Below are 20,125 nucleotides of genomic sequence, written 5' to 3'. Positions count from 1 at the left end.
GTCCGACGACCGTGGTGTGCGCCTTGCCCTGGACTGGGGCAAGGCGCGCATCGGCGTCGCGGCCTGTGACCCGGACGGGGTGCTGGCCTACCCGGTCGAGACCGTCAACGCCAAGGACCAGCCGCTGCGGCGAATCCTGGCCCTGGTCGCCGAGTACGACCCCGTCGAGGTCGTCTTCGGCTGGCCGCGCAACCTGTCCGGCCAGGAGGGCCCGGCCGTCGACGGGCTCCGGGCCGTCCTGGCCGACCTCGAGGCAGCCATCAGCCCCGTCCCGGTGGTGCTGGTCGACGAGCGGATGAGCACTGCCGAGGCCACACGTAAGCTGGCTGCGGCGGGAAAGGACTCCCGTGCGCGGCGCGGGATCATTGACCAGATGGCGGCAGTCGGCATCCTTGAACATGCACTGGAATCTCGTCGACGCGGCGGACCACCACCCAGGAGGCAAGAGTGAGCGGACTGTTCGTTGAGAACCAGGGTCCCAACTGGAAGAAGATCCTGTACCACGCCAAGAGCGCCTTCGCGGTGCTGCTGAGCATCGCCATCCTGGTCACCATCGCCTGGGTGGGGTACCGCACGGTGCGCAATGCCTACCTCGACTTCAAGTCCGAGGACGACTACCTCACCGTGCAGGGCGAACCGGTGCAGTTCGCCGTGCCCAAGGGAGCGTCGGTCAGCGAGATCGGGCTGATGCTGGTCGACGAGGACATCATCAAGTCCAAGAAGTCGTGGGACAGCGCCGTGGCCAAGCTCGGACCCGACGCCACCTTCCAGGCCGGACGCTTCCCCCTGCACAAGCAGATGCCCGCGGCAGAGGCCGCCGCGATCCTGTCCGACCCCACCAAGGTGATCAGGATCATGGTGACCATCCCCGAGGGTCTGCGGATGAGCGACCAATGGCCACTGGTGACCAAGGCCATTCCCCAGATCAAGCAGGCCGACCTGGAGGCACTGGGCAAGAACCCGAAGAGCCTGGGCCTGCCGGCCTGGGCAGGCAACAAGGCTGAGGGATTCCTCTACCCCGAGACCTACGAGGTCGACGACAGCCCCACTGCCACCGAGTTGATGACCGCGCAGGTGGCCCAATTCACCAAGGTCACCACCGAGCTCAACTTCGCCGACCGCGCCAAGTCCCTCAACCTCACCCCGCTGCAGGTGCTGACCATCGCCTCCATCGCCGAGAAGGAGGTGCGTGACGAGGAACTGCCCATGGTGACCGGGGTCATCATGAACCGCCTCAAGGCCGGCATGCCGCTGCAGATGGACTCCACGGTGATGTACGCCCTCAATGTCAAGGGCCGGTTGACCACGACCGATGCGGAACGGGCCACCGACCACCCGTACAACACCTACAAGGTGAAGGGGCTGCCTCCGGGTCCCATCTCCAACCCCGGACAGAAGGCGCTGGCCGCCGCGCTGAACCCGGCCTCCCATGACTTCCTGTACTTCGTGGTGGTCGACCCGAGCACCGGCGAGAACGCGTTCGCCAAGACCTTCGAGGAGCACCAGCGCAACGTCGCCAAGTTCCAGGCCTGGTGCCAGGCCAACCCGGGCGAGTGCTGATCGGGGACAGGCGGCAGTGAGCAGTCCGTTCGGCGCCGACCGCACTTGTGGTGTGATCGGACATCCCGCCCACCACTCGCTGTCGCCGGTCATGCACCGGGCCGCCTACGCCGCGTTGGGGCTGGACTGGGACTACGAGTGGCACGACGTCACCCCCGACGATCTGGCCGGCTTCGTGGCTGGCCTGGACGGCAACTGGCGCGGGCTCAGCGTCACCATGCCCCACAAGGAGGCGATCATCGCCTTCGGTCACCCCGATGAGGTCGTCACCCTCACCGGCGCCGGCAACACCCTGCTGCTGGGCCCGCACCCGAGCGTGCACAACACCGACGTCGCCGGGGTGGTCAATGCCGTCGGTTTGCGCCGTGAGGGCGTCCGGACCGTCACCATCGTGGGCAATGGCGCCACCGCCCGTTCAGGCCTGGTCGGCGCGGCCCGGCTGGGTGCCCAGTCGGCGACGGTGCTGGCCCGTCGCCCCGAGCGCGCGGCCGGCATGGTCGACCTCGGTGCCGCCGTCGGTGTCGCTGTCGACGTCCTGCCCCTGACTGCCACCCCGCCCCGGACGGACCTGCTGCTGTCGACGGTCCCGACCACGGGCATCGCTGACCATGCCCTGCGTCTGGCCGCCACCGCCGAGCTGCTCTTCGACGCGGTCTACGACCCGTGGCCGACGCCGCTGGGCGAGGCCGCCGAGCAGACCGGCACCCCGATCCTGTCGGGCCTGCACCTGCTGGCCGGCCAGGCGGTCGACCAGGTGCGGCTGATGACCGGACTCGACATTGACCTCGCCACGTTGCTCGACGCCGGCCGGGCGGAGCTCGCGCGGCGGTCACGGCGCAGCGCCAACGGCGGAGTCTGACAGACTGGCAGACATGCTTCGATACCTGACAGCCGGCGAATCCCACGGACAGGCGCTGGTCGCCACCATCGAGGGCATTCCGGCCCACGTCCGGGTCGACCGCGAGCAGGTCGCCGACGAACTGCGGCGCCGCCGCCTCGGCGTCGGGCGCGGGGCCCGGATGAAGTTCGAGGCCGACGAGGTGACGCTGCTGACGGGGCTGCGCCACGGCGAAACCCTGGGCTCGCCCATCGCCATCATGATCGGCAACACCGAGTGGCCCAAGTGGGAACAGGTGATGAACCCCGCCGAGGTCAGCGAGGACGAACTCGCGACGTTGGCACGCAATGCGCCGCTCACCCGCCCGCGGCCGGGTCACGCCGACCTGGCCGGCATGCAGAAGTACGACTTCGACGAGGCCCGGCCCATCCTCGAACGCGCCTCGGCCCGGGAGACCGCTGCCCGGGTGGCCCTGGGCACCATCGCCAAGGCCTTTCTGCAGCAGGCCTTCGGGATCACCATCCTCAGCCACGTCGTCGAGCTTGGCCCCGTCGCGGTGCCCGCAGACCAACAGCGTCGGATCGCCGCCGAACTGGGTTTCGCCGACCGCGACCGCATCGACGCCGACGACCTGCGCTGCGCCGACCCCGCCACCTCGGCCCTGATGCTGGCCGAGGTCGAGACCTGCCAGAAGGAGGGCGACACCATGGGTGGCGTCGTCGAGGTGCTGGCCTGGGGACTGCCGCCGGGGCTGGGCTCGCACAGCCAGGGCGATCGTCGCCTGGACGCCCGACTGGCCGGTGCCATGATGGGCATCCAGGCCATCAAGGGTGTGGAACTTGGTGACGGTTTCGACCTGGCCCGCACCCGCGGATCGAAGGCGCAGGACGAGATCGTGGGCACCGACGGAGGCGTCCGACGGTTGTCGGGGCACTCTGGTGGCACCGAGGGCGGCATGAGCACCGGTGAGACGCTGCGCGTCCGGGCCGCCATGAAGCCCATCTCGACCATCCCGCGTGCCCTGCGCACCATCGACGTGCGCACCGGCGAACCGGGCAGCGCCCACCACCAGCGCAGCGACGTCTGCGCGGTCCCCGCCGCCGGGGTGGTGGCCGAGGCCATGGTCGCCCTGGTGCTCGCCGAGGCCGCCCTGGAGAAGTTCGGCGGCGACTCGCTGGGGGAGACCCGCCGCAACCTGGAGTCCTACCTGGCGGCGGTCAAGGAACGGCACCTTGGCATCGGGGGCGTGGTGGACGAGGACCTGCGCACCGCGACCCTGGCCGAGGGCGGCGTCGCCGCCGGGCACCCGGCAGCAGGGGACGAGTGATGAGCGTCCTGGTGATGGTGGGGGCACCGGCCTCCGGCAAGTCCACCGTGGGCCGCGCGCTGGCCGAGCGGGTGGGGGTGCCCTTCATTGACGTCGATGCCGCCATCGAGGAGAACACCGGAAAGCGCATCGGTGAGATCTTCGTCGACGACGGCGAGGACGCATTCCGCCGGATGGAGGCTGATGCGACCCTGGCGTTGATCAAGCAGCCAGCCGTGGTCAGTCTGGGCGGTGGGGCAGTGCTCAACCCCGACATTCGCGCGGCGCTGGCCGATCACACCGTGTGCTGGCTGCAGGTGTCCATCACCCACGCCACCCGTCGGGTCGGCATGAACGTGATGCGTCCGCTGCTGCTGGGCGACGTGCGCAAGAACCTCGAACGGCTGCTCGTCGAGCGCGAACCCTTCTATCGTGAGGTCGCGGACATCATCATTGACACCTCGGCGCTGAAACCCGACGAAATCGTCGACCAGCTGATCCTGCGGCTCGCCGCCGAGGACCGGGCGTGAGCACGATCGAGGTCCGCACCGCCAAGCCCTACCAGGTGCACATCGTCCCCGGTGCACTGGAGCGGCTGCCCGAGTTGCTCGGCGACGCCACCCGGACCGCCATCATCCACCCGGCGGTGCTCTCCGACCAGGCCCACCTGATCGCCCAGCAGGTGCCCCAACCGCTGCTGCTGGAGGTGCCGGCCGCCGAGGAGGCGAAGACGGCGGCGACCCTGATGTCGTGCTGGGACGCGCTGGCAGCGGCCGGCTTCACCCGCAACGACCTGGTCATCGGCGTGGGTGGGGGAGCGACCACCGACCTGGCCGGGTTCGTGGCGGCCACCTGGCTGCGCGGCATCGATTTCATCTCGGTGCCCACCACGGTGCTCGGCATGGTCGACGCGGCCGTCGGCGGCAAGACCGGCATCAACATCGCCGCCGGCAAGAACCTGGTCGGTGCCTTCCACGAGCCCCGCGCAGTGTTGTGCGATCTGGACCTGCTGCTCAGCCTGCCCGAGGTCGACGTCCGCGCCGGACTGGGGGAGGTCATCAAGTGCGGCTTCATTGCCGACCCACGGATCCTCGAACTGGTCAGTCAGGATCCCGAGGATGCGGTCAACCCAGCCTCGTTGCGGTTTGCCGAACTGGTGCGGCGCGCGGTGGCCGTCAAGGCGGAGACCGTCGCGGGTGACCTGTTCGAGGCGACCTCCACCGGCACCCGGGTCGGACGTGAGGCGCTCAACTACGGCCACACCCTGGGCCACGCCATTGAAAAGGTGCACCAGTTCGAGTGGCGCCACGGCGAGGCGATCAGCGTCGGCATGGTCTTCGCCGCCGAACTGTCCCGCCGTGCCCTTGGGCTGGACCCCACGGTCGTCGACCAGCAGCGCGAGAGCCTGGCCAGTGTCCAGTTGCCCACCACCTACCAGGGCGACTGGGCACCGCTGCGGGCCGCGATGAGCCTGGACAAGAAGACCCGCGGAAACACGCTGCGCTTCGTCGGCCTGCCCGAGGTGGGCCGGGTTTCCATCATTGATGCCCCCGACGAGGCGCTGCTCGAGGAGTGCTTCGCGGCGCTCACGCCTCCAGCGTGATGCCCAGGGCCGCGGCGAGCTGAGTCGTCAGCTCCATCAGGTCGAGGGTGCTGATGGTGGACCCGCGCAGACCGGTGACCCCCTGCACACCGTCCAGTCGGCAGTTCTCGAAGCGGACCCGCTCGGCCCGGAAATGGTCGAAGTGGGCCCCGGTCAGGTCACAGTCGATGAAGGCCACGTCGACGGCCCGCGCATTGGAGAGGTCGACGCCAGCCATCCGGGTGCCATCGAAGCGCACCCGCCGCAGGGACGCCATCCGGAAGTTGGCCTCGTCCAGCACCCCATGGTGGAAGTCCAGGTCCTCCAGCGTCGAGTCGGACAGTTCCAGGCCGGTCAGCCGACAGCCCTGCAGTGAGAGTCGACGCCAACTGGCCTGATCGAAGGAGGCATTGGCCAGATCGATGGTGTCCAACCGGAGGTCACGCCACAACGACTTGTACCAGTTGGAGTTGGCCATCGACCCCGAGCGCAGGTGGCACTCGCCGAGCTCGGCAAACTCGACCGAATGGGCGTCCAGGAAGACGTCTGCCACCTCGAGTTCCAGCACCACGTCGTCGTCACCGATGCCGTCGCTGCCCAGGCTCGCCAAGGGAGTCAACTGCGCGTAGCGCGGGGCAGCGGGAGGCTGTGGAGTCTTCACGGTGGCCATGGGGTGACGCTATCGGGTGGGCGTCTGAATCGAGGTCACGCGCCGCATGTCCACGCTCGAGGCAGCGCCGTCGAGAAGTTATCCACAGATTCGGATTTGCCTCTTGTGGCCCTTGACGCATCGCGAGATAATAAGACATGAGTTCGATTCAGTGGTGATTCGGGCATGGTTCGAGCAGAGGCGGGGTGGTCCGGATGGGATCCAGCGCAAGAAGTACCAGTGGCCGGCGTTTCAGCGCGTCGGGTGCGCGGCAGAAGTTGGCAGAGTTGAATGCGGCGTTCGAGGCGAAGAAGCGTGCCGAGGCTGAGCAGTTCCGGTGTTTCGCGGAGTTCGCTGACCAGTACCGTTACGTGCCTGATGAGGGTCCGGTGCTGGCCGGCACCGAGCGGTTGATGCAGTGGGGCGGTGACGGGACCCCGGGGGTGGCGGAGTTCTGCACGCTGGAGGTGGCGGCGGCGTTGCGGATGTCGGAGGAGAAGGTCCGCGTCGAGATTGGTCTGGCCCTGGCGGTGCGGCACCGGCTGCCACGACTGTGGGCGCGCGTCATGGCCGGTCGGCTGCGGGTGTGGCAGGCCTGCGAGCTGGCCTCGGCCACCCACAAGTTGCCCTACTACCAAGCCCTGGACCTGGACGAGGAGATCGACGTGCTGGTCGAGTCGATGGCGTTCACCCGGCTGTTGGAGTTGGTCAAGGCCCGCGTCATGGACACCCTGCGCGAGGACGCCGAGTCCGACCATGATGCGCAGCTCGCGCGGCGTCGGGTGGAGTTCGGCGAGTCCTGCCTGGGGGTGACCGACGTGACCGCGGTGGTGGGGGCGGTGGATGCCACGGTGCTGGACCGACAGTTGACGCGGTTGGCGATCCTGCTGCGGCAGGGCGGGTCGACCGAGACCCTGGACGTGCGTCGGGCGCAGGCGTTGGGCTTGTTGGCGAACCCGGCGCGTGCCCTGCAGTTGCTGCAAGCCGCGTTGACCGACCAGTTGCCCGATCTGGACCTGGACCAGGTCTGCCCGGCCGAGGGTCAGCCGGGTCACACCTGCGGGACGGTCACCGTCGACCCGGACCGGTTGTTGCCCAAGGCCGAGGTCGTGGTCCACATCAGCGGCTCGGGTCTGGAGACCGGTGCCGGGCTGGTCCGCACCGAGGGCATGGGTCCACTGCTGGCCGGCTGGGTCAAGGACCTGGTGGGTCACACCCGGGTGACGGTGAGGCCGGTGCTGCATCCGGACAATCTGGTTCCCACCGACGCCTATGAGTGCTCGCACTGGATGCGCGAATGGGTTCAGCTCAAGAATCCGTATGAGGTGTTCCCGTTCTCGAAGAAGACCTCCAGGAGGTCCGATCTGGACCACACCATCGAGTGGAAACCACCACTGGCCTGGGAGTCCACCCGCGACCACTGGATCGACCAGCTGGCTGACGGTGGCGGGGGAGCCGGGCAAGTGCCGACGCCGTTGACCGGGCCCGGCAACCTCGGGCCACTGTCGCGCAAGGTGCATCGAGCGAAAACCTTCGGCGGCTGGCAACTTACCCAGCCCTCCCCGGGCACCTTCCTGTGGCGATCACCCCTCGGGTTCGGCTACCTTGTCACGCCCTCGCACTCCTGGATGATTGAGGACCCGTCGGGCCAGATCCTGCCCAAGCAGCACCCCGCACCCGTAGCCTTCGCCAGTTGACACCCGATCAGCCCCAGTACCCGCGGTCACCCCGGCGGGCCACTGGCATGCCTGCGTGGGCACCAGCGCGTTTCGCTCGGCTCGGCCTCTTCGCTAGAATTGAGGGTGGTTGTCGCGTGTTCGGCGCGGCGGATGATGAGAAGAGGAATTCGGTGGCGTCTACCAATGACCTGAAGAACGGCATGGTTCTCAACCTGGACGGCCAGCTGTGGCAAGTCATCTGGTTCCAGCACCACAAGCCGGGCAAGGGCAACACCGTGGTCCGCTCCAAGCTCAAGCACGTGCTGACCGGCAAGATCGTCGACAAGACCTTCAACTCCGACACCAAGGTCGACACCGCAACCGTCGACCGCCGCGACATGCAGTACCTCTACCACGATGGCACCGGCTTCGTCTTCATGGACGACACCACCTACGAGCAGGTCATCATCCCCGACGAGACCGTCGGTGACGCCAGGGACTACATGCTCGAGAACCAGTCCGCCACCGTGGCACTCCACGAGGGCAACCCGCTGTTCATCGAGCTGCCGGCCTCGGTCGAACTCGAGATCACCTACACCGAGCCGGGCCTGCAGGGTGACCGCTCCACCGGCGGCACCAAGCCCGCCACCCTGGAGACCGACAAGGAAATCCAGGTCCCCCTGTTCATCACCAACGGTGAAAAGGTCAAGGTCGACACCCGCACGGGTGAGTACCTGGGCCGTGTCAGCAACTGATGTCGCGACCCCCCGCTGCGCACCTGTCCGCGCGATCCAAGGCGCGCAAGCAGGCCCTCGACCTTCTCTTCCAGGCCGACCTGATGGGCTCGGACCCGCGGCAGTTGTTGCGCGAGGCCCTGCTGGACGCCGACCCGCCGCTGCGTGACTATGCCGTCGCCCTCATCCAGGGAGTCCTGGACCGTGGCGCCGAGGTCAACGAGCGGCTGCACCAGGCCCTGGACGCGGACTGGACGCTGGACCGGTTGGCCCGCGTGGACCGCGTGCTCGCCCGGATCGCCACCTGGGAGATCATCACCCAGACGGTGCCGGCCCGCGTCGCCATCGCCGAGGCCCTGGTACTGGCAGGGGAGTTGTCGACCGATGGCTCCCCGGCGTTCCTCAATGGCGTGCTGTCGGGCGTCGCCCGCCAGCAGCCACTCGAACTGGACGAAGTGACCGAGGCCCACGAGGCCGAACTCGCCGAATCCCCCGAACCCGAGACGGACCCCTCCGCGGAGGAGTGAGACAAACGGCGGGCACCCTTCAGGGGTGCCCGCCGTTGTCATGCCCAGCCCAGGTTGCTGACGACGCCCAGGGGTCGGTGGTCAGCTCAGTGCGGTGGTCAGCTCAGTGCGGGGGCCAACTCAGAGGTCGGCGACGCTCAGAGGTTGGCGGCGATCTGGGTGGCGACAGCCTTGATCTGGGCCAGGTCAGGGCTGTTCACCGACGCGACCAGGTTGCCCTTGCGGCCGGTGAATCCGTAGACGTCACCGGTGCCGCCGTTGCTCACCATGATCTTGGCCTCCTCGAAGCCGAAGCCCTCGGTCTCCTGGGCAGCGATCTTCGAGGTGATCTTCTGTCCGCCCGTGGTGAGGGTGACGTTGGCGCAGTCCGGGTTGGACAGCAGCGCGTCCCGGTCGGCGATGAGCTTGTCGGCGTCGGCCGCACTCAACGACACCAGCGACATGCCGGCGGTGGCTGCAGGAACGGCCAGCGCAGCCGGGTTCTCCTTGACGTAGGGCAACAGGCCCTGGCCGGCGAAGGAACAGGCGGCAGGCTCGACCTTGATCTCGGTGCCGGCCTGGCTGCGCACGGTGGCGATCGGCAGCGGGCTGGCGGCCTTGCCGTCAACGGTGACTTTGGTGAGCACTGCGGCCAGCGATGCGTCGGTGTACTCGGTCGCCGGGGCCGAACTCGCCGGAGCCGACGTGGTCTCGGGAGCCGCGCTGGTGGCCGGAGCGGAAGTCGCCGGCGCCGAGGTGGTCCCGGCGGCGCTGGTATCGCTGGCGACCACCGTGGGGGTGTCTGCGCTGGTGGACTCCTCGGTGGTGCAGGCAGCCACCGACATCAGTGCGATCACGGCGATGCCAGCGGCGGCGCTGCGGAGCGAGAAGTTCTTCGGGGTGCGGTTCAACGGGATTCCTCTCGAGCGGTCCGCTGCAGCGCAGCGGGGGTGGCCCACGGGATGAGGGCCGCGTCCATTTTGCCGTGACCGGGGGTCAGTTCAGGGCAGTTGGCCGGCCAGGTGCTCGGCGACCTGTCGCAGCGGCTCCACGTCGTCCTTGACCCCGTTGTTGACCAGGATCAGGACGGTGCCCTTGCGGCCAAGCAGTGCCGCCGAGACGGCCTTCTGGCCATTCATGACCGATGTCGAGATGATCACCCGGGTGTTCTCGGTGCCGGCGTCACCGACCTGCTTCTCCGAGATCGTCGACTGCGTCGGGGTGTCCGACTGGGCCACCGTGACGGTGGTGCACTGGCCCGAGTCGAGGACGAAGTCACGCTTGGCCACCAGCGCCTGCGCGGCCTCGACGGTGCCCATCTCGACCATCGTGACGTTGATGCGGGCATTGGTCAGCGCCATGGCTGCCGGCCGGCCCTCGAGGATGGGGTTCAGCAGGCCGGTCGCGACGAAGCCGCACGCCGCCGGCGTGACGGCCGGCACCGATTGGCTGCCGGCCTGTCGCACGGTGGCGACCGGGAAGGCCTCCAGCGGCTGGCCGTTGATGGTGACCCTGGGCAGCAGCGCCGCCAGACTCTCGTCGGTCTGCTGCCCTGCTGGCAGGGTGCTGATGGCGGTGCCGTCGTCGGCCGCAGGCTGCTCGTCGCCGCAACCGCCCAGCACCAGGGCGGCGGCCAGCACCAGGGCGCCCAGACGCCGAGGTCTCACGGCAGCACCGCGACCTTGAGGCCATGACGCTGCGCCACGGCAGTGATGGCATCGTCCAACTCGGTCAGGGCGAAGGTGTGGCTGACGATCGGGGCGACCTCGAGGCGGCCGCTGGACAGCAGGTTGACGGCCTGGACGACGTCGGCTCGGCGGGCATTCGAACCGCCGGTGACGACCAACTCGTTGTAGTGGATCAGGTTCGGGTCCATCTCGACCATCGAGCCCTTGGGGAAGCCCCCGAAGTAGTTGACGCGTCCGCCGATGGCGGCGACCTGCAGGGCCTGGTTGGCCAACGGCAGGCTGCCCACGGCCACGATCACGACATCGGCGCCACGACCGCCGGTGTCCTTCAGGATCTGCTGGGTCAACGCCTCACCGGTCAGGTCGTAGGCGGCGGTGGCACCCATCTGCAGCGCCGGCTCCAGCCGTCCGGCACGACCGGCGGCAATGATGGTGGTCGCCCCCGCCATCCGCGCCACCGCGATGTGCAGCAACCCGATGGGGCCGGTGCCCATCACCACGACCGTGTCGCCGGGCTGGGTGCGCACCTGGTTGGCGCCATTCAGCACGCAGCTCACCGGCTCGGCCAGGGCCAACATGGTGGCTGGCAGTTCCTGGGGCACCAGCACCAGGTTGCCGTGGTCCATTGCCTCGCGCGGCACCAGCATGTACTCGGCCAGGCCGCCGTCAATGGCCGACCCGAACAGCCGCAGGTGCTGGCACAGGTGCTCGCGTCCCGCCAGGCACCGATCACACCTCAGGCAGCTCATCACGATCGAACAGGTCGCCTGGGCGCCGAGCGGCACACCCTCGACACCCTCGCCGACGTCCGCCACCCGGCCGGCGAACTCGTGGCCCATGATCACCCCAGGACGCACCCCCGAGGTCTTGGCACCCGAGATGTAGCGCAAGTCGGTGCCGCAGATGGTGTTGGCCTCGATCTTGAGCAGCACCTCACCGGGGCCGGGCACCGGCACCGGCACCCTCGACAGGGTCAGGTCGTCAATCCCGTTGAGCACGGCAGCATTCATCTCCATGGCGGCAGCCTAGTCGCGAAGGCCGACGGCGACCGCGGACGCCCACGGGGGAGACCCGGCTATTCACAGGATCCATGTGAAAGTTCACGTCGCGAGGGTTGTAATCGGCGTGATCGGCTCCGTAGAGTGCGCTCCACGGAAGACCCCTACCGGATGCCGCACAGCAGCGGCAGTCCTCTACTTCGAAAGGTTCGCAATGACGCGTCTTGTCAACGTTCCGTCCGATTTTCCCGCCGAGGCCGTCCGCGGTTTCGTGCTCGCCAACAAGCGATACGTCAAGCCGGTCTTCGGTGGTGTCGTGCGCTCCACGGCCACCGCTGAGGGCAAGGTCGCCGTGGTCTACGGCGGCGGCTCCGGCCACTACCCGGCCTTCGCCGGCTGGGTCGGCCAGGGCTTCGCCGACGGCGCGGTCTGCGGCAACATCTTCAGCTCGCCCTCGGCGGCGCAGGCCTACTCGGTGCTGAAGGCAGCCCACCGCGGCGCCGGCGTGCTGATGGGCTTCGGCAACTACGCCGGTGACGTGCTGCACTTCGGCGAGGCCATCGAGCGCCTCCGCGCCGAGGGCATCGAGGCCGACACCCTGGTCGTCACCGACGACATTGCCTCCGGTGGCAAGGACGAGCTCGAGAAGCGCCGCGGCATCGCCGGCTTCCTGCCCGTGTTCAAGATCGCCGCCGCCGCCGCCGAGGCCGGCCAGGACTTCGCGGGGGTCAAGCAGGTCTTCGCCAAGGCCAATGCCGCCACCCGCACCTTCGGGGTCGCCTTCGCCGGCTGCACCCTGCCCGGGGCAGACGGACCCCTGTTCACCGTGCCCGAGGGCAAGATGGGCATCGGTCTGGGCATCCACGGCGAACCCGGCGTCTCCGAGGCCGATCTGGGCACCGCAGACGACGTCGCCGCAGCCCTGGTCGACGGCCTGCTCGACGACCGCCCCGCCGGCGCCGGCAACCGCGTGGTCGCCATCGTCAACGGCCTCGGCTCGACCAAGTACGAGGAGTTGTTCGTCACCGCCGGCAACATCAACGACCGTCTCGAGGCCGCCGGCGTCGAGGTCGTCGACCTGGAGTCGGGCGAGTTCGTCACCTCCCTCGACATGGCCGGCATCTCGCTGACCCTGGTCTGGGTCGACGACGAGCTGCTGGGTTACTGGGACGCCGCCTGCGACGCCCCCGCCTACCGCAAGGGCTCGGTCGGCGAGGTGAAGCGGGACGACTCGGTGCTCAACTCCGAAGCCGCTGCCGTGGAGGTCGCCGAACAGGGTTCGCCCGCCTCGCAGCAGGTGGCCCAGAAGGTCGTCACCCTGATCGAGGTGATCAGCAACCGCATGGAGGAGTCCAAGGACGAACTCGGCAAGCTGGACGCCGTCGCCGGTGACGGCGACCACGGCATTGGCATGACCAACGGGGCCCGCGCCGCACTGGCGACCGCCAAGGACCTGGTCAGCCGCGGTGCCGGTGCCCAGACAACCCTGGCCGGCGCCGGTGACGCCTGGTCCAATGGTGCCGGCGGCACCTCGGGTGCCCTGTGGGGAGCCATCCTCACCGCTGTCGGGGCCACCCTGGGTGACCAGGACGAGCCCACCGACGAGACCATCAGCCAGGCCCTGGCAGCGGCGCTGCAGGCCGTCCAGCGCCTCGGCGGTGCCCAGGTCGGCGACAAGACCATGGTCGATGCCATGGTGCCGCTGGTCGAGGCCTTCCAGCAGACCGAGGGCACCCTGAAGTCACGCACCTCGGCGGCTATCGTCGCCGCCGAGAAGGGCGCTGAAACCACCCGGGCCATGGTGGCCAAGCTGGGCCGTTCCCGTCCGTTGGGCGAGAAGTCGGTCGGCACCCCTGACCCGGGTGCGGTCTCGTTGACCCGCATTGCCAAGGCACTGTTCGACCAGATCTGAGTGCTTGCGGGGACGACCCGCCTGCACCCCCGCGCGACGTCCGCCTCGCGGTCCACCCCCCACTCGCAGCGACCCGCCCCGGCGGGTCGCTGCTAGTGTTTATCGCCGAGACCTGCAGGAGGGAACCCAGTATGACGACACCCGTGAAGACGCCGGCCCTATTGGTTTTGGAGGATGGCCGAACCTTTCGCGGTGAGTCCTACGGGGCCCTGGGGGAGACCTTTGGGGAGGCCGTCTTCGCCACCGCGATGACCGGCTACCAGGAGACCCTGACCGACCCCAGCTACCACCACCAGGTCGTGGTGATGACCGCCCCACACATTGGCAACACCGGCTGGAACGCCGATGACCATGAGTCGTCCCGCATCTGGGTGTCCGGGCTGGTCGTGCGCGACCCGGCCCGGGTCAGCTCCAGCTGGCGGTCCACCCACAGCCTCGAGCAGGAGCTGGTCGACCAGTCCGTGGTCGGGATCAGCGGTCTCGACACCCGGGCGCTGACCCGCCACCTGCGCGACAAGGGGGCAATGCGCGTCGGCATCTCGTCGACCGAGACCGACCCGCAGGCGCTGCTGGCCCGCGTGCTCGAGCAGCCGGCCATGACCGGTGCCAACCTGGTCGACGACGTCACCACCGACCACCCCTACGTGGTGGCAGCCCAGGGCACCAGGAAGTTCACCGTGGCCGCCATTGACCTGGGCATCAAGGCGATGACGCCGCAGCGGATGTCCCAGCGTGGCATCGAGGTGCACGTGCTGCCCGCCTCGACCACCATCGAGCAGCTGCGCGACCTCGACCCCGACGGCGTCTTCTTCTCCAACGGCCCCGGTGACCCGGCCGCCGCCGACCAGGTGATCGCCCTGCTTCAGCAGGTGCTCGACGACAAGCGTCCCTACTTCGGCATCTGCTTCGGCAACCAGCTGTTCGGACGCGCACTGGGCCTGGACACCTACAAGCTGCCCTTCGGCCACCGCGGGGTGAACCAGCCGGTGATGGACCTGACCACCGGCAAGGTCGAGATCACCAGCCAGAACCACGGCTTCGCGGTCGCCGCGCCCATCGGCGAGGACATCGCCACCCCCTACGGCACCGCCCGGGTCAGCCACGTCGGCCTCAACGACCAGGTCGTCGAGGGCCTCGAACTGCGCGACGACAGCGGCGCCCTGACTGCCTTCTCGGTGCAGTACCACCCCGAGGCCGCCGCCGGACCCCACGACGCCGCCTACTTGTTCGACCGCTTCGTCGAGCTGCTGCAGGCTCGCACCTCGGAAGGAACCCACTGACATGCCCCGCCGCACAGACATCCAATCGATCCTGGTCATCGGGTCGGGGCCGATCGTCATCGGTCAGGCCGCCGAGTTCGACTACTCCGGCACCCAGGCCTGCCGCGTCCTGCGTGAAGAGGGCTTCCGCGTCATCCTGGTCAATTCCAACCCGGCCACGATCATGACCGACCCCGACTTCGCCGACGCCACCTACATCGAGCCGATCACCCCCGCCTTCGTCGAAAAGGTGATCGCCAAGGAGCGCCCCGACGCGGTGCTGGCCACCCTCGGCGGCCAGACCGCACTCAACACCGCCATCAAGCTGCACGAGGCGGGCGTGCTCGAGAAGTACGGCGTCGAACTGATCGGTGCCTCCGTCGAGGCCATCCAGCGCGGAGAGGACCGTGACCAGTTCAAGGACATCGTCCTGTCCCTGACCGACGTCGCCGATGGCGCCGCGGAGGTGGCCGACTCCCGCATCTGCCACACCATGGACGAAGTGCTCGCCGCCGCCGAGGAACTGGGCTACCCGGTGGTCGTGCGTCCCTCGTTCACCATGGGTGGACTCGGTTCGGGCTTCGCCCACACCGAAGACGAGCTGCGCCGCATCGCCGGCACCGGACTGGACGCCAGCCCCACCACCGAGGTGCTGATCGAGGAGTCGATCCTGGGCTGGAAGGAGTACGAGCTCGAGGTGATGCGCGACAAGGCCGACAACGTGGTCATCGTGTGCTCCATCGAGAACTTCGACCCGATGGGCGTGCACACCGGCGACTCGATCACCGTGGCCCCGGCGATGACGCTGACCGACCGCGAGTACCAGAAGCTGCGCGACATCTCGATTGCCATCATTCGCAGGGTGGGCGTCGACACCGGCGGCTGCAACATCCAGTTCGCGGTCAACCCCGCCGACGGCCGCATCGTCGTCATCGAGATGAACCCCCGGGTGTCGCGCTCGTCGGCCCTGGCCTCCAAGGCCACCGGCTTCCCGATCGCCAAGATCGCCGCCAAGGTCGCCGTCGGCTACACCCTGGACGAGATTCCCAACGACATCACCGAGAAGACCCCGGCCAGCTTCGAGCCCACCCTCGACTACGTCGTGGTCAAGGTTCCCCGGTTCGCCTTCGAGAAGTTCCCCCAGGCCGACAACACCCTGACCACCCACATGAAGTCGGTGGGTGAGGCCATGAGCCTGGGACGCAACTTCACCGAGGCGCTCGGCAAGGCGCTGCGCTCGATGGAGGACCCGCACGCCCCGTTCGCCTTCGCCGGGCCGGTCGCCGAGTCGGTCGAGGTGCTGCTGGACGAGGCGACCCGTCCCCACGACGGCCGGCTGCAGCTGGTGATGCAGGCCATCCGCGCCGGCGCCACCGCCGAGCAGGTCTTCGAGGCCACCAGCATCGACCCGTGGTTCGTCGACCAGTTGATGCTGGTCCACGAGGTCGCCCAGCAGGTTGCCCGGGCACCCGAACTGACCGCCGACGTGCTGCGTCTGGCCAAGCGCCACGGCCTGTCCGACGCCCAGATCGCCGACCTGCGCCACCTGTCCCCGGACGTCGTCCGCGGGGTGCGCTGGGCGCTGGGCATCCGGCCGGTGTTCAAGACTGTCGACACCTGCGCGGCGGAGTTCGAGGCGACCACCCCGTACCACTACTCCTCCTACGACGAGGAGAACGAGGTCGCCCCGCGCGAGAAGCCCGCGGTGCTGATCCTGGGCAGCGGCCCCAACCGCATCGGCCAGGGCATCGAATTCGACTACTCCTGCGTGCACGCCGCCCAGGTGCTGTCGGCCAACGGCTACGAGTCGGTGCTGGTCAACTGCAACCCCGAGACCGTCTCGACCGACTACGACACCGCCGACCGGCTGTACTTCGAGCCGCTCACCCTCGAGGACGTCCTGGAGGTCTACCACGCCGAACTGGCGGCCGGGCCGGTGGCCGGGGTGATCGTCCAGCTCGGCGGCCAGACCCCGCTGCGACTGGCGCAGGCATTGAAGGATGCCGGGGTGCCCATCATCGGCACCAGCCCCGAGGCCATCCACCTGGCCGAGGAGCGCGGCGCCTTCGAGGCGGTCCTGGAGCGTGCCTCACTGCCGGCCCCCAAGCACGGCATGGCCAACTCCTTCGAGCAGGCCAGCCGGGTCGCCGCCGAGATCGGTTACCCGGTGCTGGTGCGGCCCAGCTACGTGCTGGGCGGGCGCGGGATGGAGATCGTCTACGACGAGGACTCCCTGGAGCGCTACATCAGCCAGTCGACCCTCATCTCGGCGACCTCCCCGGTGCTGGTCGACCGCTTCCTGGACGATGCCGTCGAGATCGACGTCGACGCCCTCTACGACGGTCACGACCTGTACCTGGGCGGCGTGATGGAGCACATCGAGGAGGCAGGGGTGCACTCCGGGGACTCCGCCTGCGCCCTGCCCCCGATCACCCTGGGGAACGAAGTGATCACCCGGATCGCCGAGTCGACCCGGGCCATCGCCCACGGCATCGGGGTGCGCGGCCTGCTGAACATCCAGTTCGCACTGGCCTCCGACACCCTCTACGTGCTGGAGGCGAACCCGCGGGCCTCGCGCACCGTGCCGTTCGTGTCCAAGGCCACCGGCAGCCAACTGGCCAAGGCCGCCACCATGATCATGGTCGGGCGGACCATCCAGGAACTGCGCGAGTCCGGCCTGTTGCGGCCCGAGGGCGACGGCACCCTGGTGACCCCCGGTGGGCCGCTGGCCGTCAAGGAGGCGGTCATGCCGTTCAACCGGTTCCGCACCGCCGAGGGGATGGGTGTGGACACCGTGCTCGGCCCCGAGATGCGCTCGACCGGTGAGGTGATGGGCATGGACACCACCTTCGGCACCGCCTTCGCCAAGTCCCAGGCGGCGGCCTACTCCGGGTTGCCCACCTCGGGATCGGTCTTCGTCTCGGTGGCCAACCGGGACAAGCGGCACGCGATCTTCCCGGTCAAGCGGTTGTCCGACCTGGGGTTCAAGCTGTTCGCCACCGCCGGCACCGCGCAGGTGCTGCGCCGCCACGGCATCGAGGTCGAGGAGGTGCGCAAGCACAGCCAGGGCACCGGCCCCCACGGCGAGCCGACGATCGTCGCGATGATCCTGGACAACAAGATCGACCTGGTCTTCAACACCCCGCAAGGCCAGACCGAGGGCGGGTCCCCGCGCGCCGACGGCTACGAGATCCGGACCGCCGCGATCCGCGCCGAGATTCCCTGCATGACCACCGTGCAGGGCCTGTCCGCCGGGGTGCAGGGGATCGAGGCGATCCTGGCCGGTCACGGCGAGGTCTGCTCGCTGCAGGACTGGGCCGCCCGGGTCGAGGCCGGACGAGCCGCCGCCGGGCAGCCGGCATGAGCGCCGGGGGCCGCACCGGTCAGTGGTGGACCAGGGGGCTGCACGCCGGCTACACCGGCGCCGTGCGGCCCTGGCTGTTCCGCTATGCCGGCGGCGACCCCGAACGCATCCACCACGCCATGGTCGAGGGGCTGGGCATGCTGCCCGGGCCCGCGATCAGGGCAGCGCGTGCGGTGCTCGGCCCCAGCGATGACCCCGTCGAGGTCAGCGGGCTGCGGTTCCCCAACCCGGTGGGCCTGGCCGCCGGTCTCGACAAGGACGCCCACGCGGCCCGCGCCTGGGCCGCGCTCGGCTTCGGGTTCGCCGAGCTGGGCACCGTCACCCCGCGCCCGCAGCCGGGCAACCCGTCCCCGCGAATGTTCCGGCTGGTCGACGACCGCGCCGTCATCAACAGGATGGGTTTCAACAACGAGGGGTCGGCGGCGCTGGCCAACCGGCTGACCATGCTGGGCGTCGAGCGCGGCAATGGCGCGCTGGGCATCCCGATCGGGGTCAGCATCGGGCGCAACAAGCTCACCGCCAACGAGTTCGCCGTCGACGACTACACCCGCGCGCTGCGCAACGTTGCCCCTGTCGCCGACTACGTGGCCATCAACGTGTCCAGCCCCAATACCCCTGGGCTCCGCGACCTGCAGACCCGCTCGGCGCTGCAGGACCTGTTCGCCGAACTTGACGAGACCCGCCGCGACATCCACCACGAGAACCCCGTCCCGATCTGGGTGAAGGTGGCCCCGGAACTGAGCTGGGCCGAACTGGACGACGTGGTCGCCGCCGCCGAGGCCACCGGCATCGACGCCATCATCGCCACCAACACCACCACCGGCCGCACCCGCGCCGACGGCAGCCCGCTGCGTTCGGCTGCCGCGTCCGAGGTCGGCGGCCTGAGCGGCGCCCCCCTGACGTTGCGGGCCCGCGAGGTGGTCGGCTACCTGGCCCGGACCACCCGGTTGCCGATCATCGGTTCCGGTGGGGTGATGACCCCCGCCGATGCCGTGGCCCTGCGCGAGGCCGGGGCCAGCCTGGTGCAGGTCTACACCGGCTTCATCTACTCCGGGCCTGCCCTGGTCCGCGGCATCGCTGCGGCGCTGGCCGCCCTGCCGCTGCCCGACCACCAGCTGCTCGACCACCAGGAGAACTGATGACCAGCTACCGCGACCGCCTTGACGCCCTGGTTGCCGCCCGCGGACCGCTGTGCGTGGGCATTGACCCGCACCCCGGGCTGCTGGCCCAGTGGGGCCTGGACGCCGACGTCAAGGGGCTGGAGCGCTTCGCCCGCAGCGTCGTCGAGGCGCTGGTCGGGCAGGTGCCCATCTTCAAACCGCAGTCGGCCTTCTTCGAGGTCCACGGCGCCCGCGGCATCGCCGTGCTGGAGCAGGTGCTCGTCGACATCCGCGATGGTGGCGCCTTGTCGCTGCTGGACGCCAAGCGCGGCGACATTGGTTCGACCATGGCCGGCTACGCCCAGGCCTACCTGTGCGACGGGGCCCCGTTGGCGGTCGACGCGATCACCCTGTCGCCCTTCCTCGGCTTCGAGTCCTTGCGACCGGCCCTGGACATGGCCCGCGACCAGGGCCGCGGGGTCTACGTGCTGGCCCGCACCTCCAACCCCGAAGGGCACCAGGTGCAGTTGTCGCGTCCCACCGACGGCGCCGACTCGGTGGCCCAGGCCATCATTGCCAGCGCCCAGGCCGAGAATGCCGCCGGGGACCACCACGTCGGCCTGGTCGTGGGGGGCACCCACGACGACCTGCGCATTGACCTGGATGGGTTCACCGGCTCGATCCTGGTGCCGGGCATCGGCGCCCAGGGCGGCACCGTCAGCGGACTGGCGAAGGTTTTCACCGCGCCGGGCCTGCGGCTGCTGCCGACCGCCAGCCGCGATGTGCTCAGCGCCGGCCCCGACCCCGAGGGGCTGAGGGCTGCTGCCCGGGCGGTCTCGGAACGCTGAACCGCGGGGCGTCGCCACTGGTCAAAATCTCAGCGTTCCAAACCTGCCAACGGTGGCCCTCGGGGATGTAGTTTGGCCTTGTCACACTGGCTACCGGCGAGTATTCACCGGTGCGGACCTCGG

At 69.1% G+C, this 20,125-nt stretch carries 17 protein-coding genes and 1 pseudogene; 14 read left to right on the top strand and 4 right to left on the bottom strand.

The features are described from left to right. Nucleotides 1-16 precede the first annotated feature (16 nt). From ruvX to aroB, 6 genes and pseudogenes are all read left to right on the top strand, one after another. Entirely contained in the window at nucleotides 17-451 is a 435-nt protein-coding gene (gene ruvX / locus IPV09_RS02255; RefSeq protein WP_207473460.1) for a Holliday junction resolvase RuvX, read from the top strand. Continuing rightward, nucleotides 448-1,560, top strand: coding sequence for an endolytic transglycosylase MltG (gene mltG / locus IPV09_RS14090; RefSeq protein ID WP_370590185.1), 1,113 nt, complete (start codon nucleotides 448-450; stop codon nucleotides 1,558-1,560). The genes ruvX and mltG overlap by 4 nt, the downstream gene beginning before the upstream one ends. Nucleotides 1,561-1,576: 16 nt before the next feature. Then, nucleotides 1,577-2,419, top strand: a complete 843-nt coding sequence (locus IPV09_RS02250) for a shikimate dehydrogenase (RefSeq protein WP_370590184.1) — start codon at nucleotides 1,577-1,579, stop codon at nucleotides 2,417-2,419. Between the two features lie 13 nt (nucleotides 2,420-2,432). Continuing rightward, a pseudogene (gene aroC, locus IPV09_RS02245) lies at nucleotides 2,433-3,638 on the top strand (chorismate synthase); the annotation flags it as partial. 86 nt (nucleotides 3,639-3,724) lie between these two features. After that, on the top strand, nucleotides 3,725-4,234 hold the full coding sequence (locus IPV09_RS02240; RefSeq protein WP_207473382.1) for a shikimate kinase: 510 nt from the start codon (nucleotides 3,725-3,727) through the stop codon (nucleotides 4,232-4,234). Further along, nucleotides 4,231-5,307, top strand: coding sequence for a 3-dehydroquinate synthase (gene aroB / locus IPV09_RS02235; protein WP_207473381.1), 1,077 nt, complete (start codon nucleotides 4,231-4,233; stop codon nucleotides 5,305-5,307). The genes IPV09_RS02240 and aroB overlap by 4 nt, the downstream gene beginning before the upstream one ends. Here the strand turns inward: aroB and IPV09_RS02230 are convergent. Further along, nucleotides 5,291-5,956, bottom strand: coding sequence for a pentapeptide repeat-containing protein (locus tag IPV09_RS02230; protein ID WP_207473380.1), 666 nt, complete (start codon nucleotides 5,954-5,956; stop codon nucleotides 5,291-5,293). The genes aroB and IPV09_RS02230 overlap by 17 nt on opposite strands. Nucleotides 5,957-6,222: 266 nt before the next feature. Here IPV09_RS02230 and IPV09_RS02225 point away from each other — a divergent pair, with 266 nt between their 5' ends. From IPV09_RS02225 to nusB, 3 genes are all read left to right on the top strand, one after another. Beyond that, nucleotides 6,223-7,632, top strand: coding sequence for a DUF222 domain-containing protein (locus tag IPV09_RS02225; protein ID WP_207473379.1), 1,410 nt, complete (start codon nucleotides 6,223-6,225; stop codon nucleotides 7,630-7,632). 152 nt (nucleotides 7,633-7,784) lie between these two features. Further along, entirely contained in the window at nucleotides 7,785-8,348 is a 564-nt protein-coding gene (gene efp / locus IPV09_RS02220; RefSeq protein ID WP_370590183.1) for an elongation factor P, read from the top strand. Then, nucleotides 8,348-8,854: a transcription antitermination factor NusB gene (nusB, locus tag IPV09_RS02215; protein ID WP_207473376.1), complete on the top strand. Its 507-nt coding sequence runs from the start codon at nucleotides 8,348-8,350 to the stop codon at nucleotides 8,852-8,854. The genes efp and nusB overlap by 1 nt, the downstream gene beginning before the upstream one ends. A gap of 137 nt (nucleotides 8,855-8,991) precedes the next feature. Here the strand turns inward: nusB and IPV09_RS02210 are convergent, their stop codons facing one another. The 3 genes from IPV09_RS02210 to IPV09_RS02200 all read right to left on the bottom strand — a co-directional run bounded on the left by IPV09_RS02210 (nucleotide 8,992) and on the right by IPV09_RS02200 (nucleotide 11,537). Next, nucleotides 8,992-9,744: a hypothetical protein gene (locus IPV09_RS02210; protein WP_207473375.1), complete on the bottom strand. Its 753-nt coding sequence runs from the start codon at nucleotides 9,742-9,744 to the stop codon at nucleotides 8,992-8,994. A gap of 90 nt (nucleotides 9,745-9,834) precedes the next feature. Beyond that, nucleotides 9,835-10,500 carry a hypothetical protein gene (locus IPV09_RS02205; protein ID WP_207473374.1) on the bottom strand — a complete coding sequence of 222 codons (666 nt, stop codon included), beginning with the start codon at nucleotides 10,498-10,500 and terminating at the stop codon, nucleotides 9,835-9,837. Further along, nucleotides 10,497-11,537, bottom strand: coding sequence for an alcohol dehydrogenase catalytic domain-containing protein (locus tag IPV09_RS02200; RefSeq protein ID WP_242681115.1), 1,041 nt, complete (start codon nucleotides 11,535-11,537; stop codon nucleotides 10,497-10,499). The genes IPV09_RS02205 and IPV09_RS02200 overlap by 4 nt, the downstream gene beginning before the upstream one ends. A gap of 196 nt (nucleotides 11,538-11,733) precedes the next feature. On the opposite strand from IPV09_RS02200, the gene IPV09_RS02195 reads away from it, so the two are divergent. From IPV09_RS02195 to pyrF, 5 genes are all read left to right on the top strand, one after another. Continuing rightward, on the top strand, nucleotides 11,734-13,431 hold the full coding sequence (locus IPV09_RS02195) for a dihydroxyacetone kinase family protein (protein ID WP_207473373.1): 1,698 nt from the start codon (nucleotides 11,734-11,736) through the stop codon (nucleotides 13,429-13,431). Nucleotides 13,432-13,562: 131 nt separating this feature from the next. Then, nucleotides 13,563-14,711 carry a glutamine-hydrolyzing carbamoyl-phosphate synthase small subunit gene (carA, locus tag IPV09_RS02190; protein WP_207473372.1) on the top strand — a complete coding sequence of 383 codons (1,149 nt, stop codon included), beginning with the start codon at nucleotides 13,563-13,565 and terminating at the stop codon, nucleotides 14,709-14,711. 1 nt (nucleotide 14,712) lies between these two features. After that, a complete protein-coding gene (gene carB / locus IPV09_RS02185; protein ID WP_207473370.1) occupies nucleotides 14,713-18,054 on the top strand; it encodes a carbamoyl-phosphate synthase large subunit in 3,342 nt (1,113 codons plus the stop codon). After that, nucleotides 18,051-19,193, top strand: a complete 1,143-nt coding sequence (locus IPV09_RS02180; RefSeq protein ID WP_207473365.1) for a quinone-dependent dihydroorotate dehydrogenase — start codon at nucleotides 18,051-18,053, stop codon at nucleotides 19,191-19,193. Before carB ends, IPV09_RS02180 begins: the two co-directional genes overlap by 4 nt. Next, nucleotides 19,193-20,002, top strand: a complete 810-nt coding sequence (pyrF, locus tag IPV09_RS02175; RefSeq protein ID WP_207473364.1) for an orotidine-5'-phosphate decarboxylase — start codon at nucleotides 19,193-19,195, stop codon at nucleotides 20,000-20,002. Before IPV09_RS02180 ends, pyrF begins: the two co-directional genes overlap by 1 nt. Nucleotides 20,003-20,125: the final 123 nt, after the last annotated feature.

This window comes from Tessaracoccus sp. SD287 (genome assembly GCF_017355265.1).
Taxonomy (GTDB): Bacteria; Actinomycetota; Actinomycetes; order Propionibacteriales; family Propionibacteriaceae; genus Aestuariimicrobium.
Note: the sequence above shows the minus strand (reverse complement) of the source record. Positions and strands in the feature narration are given on the sequence as shown.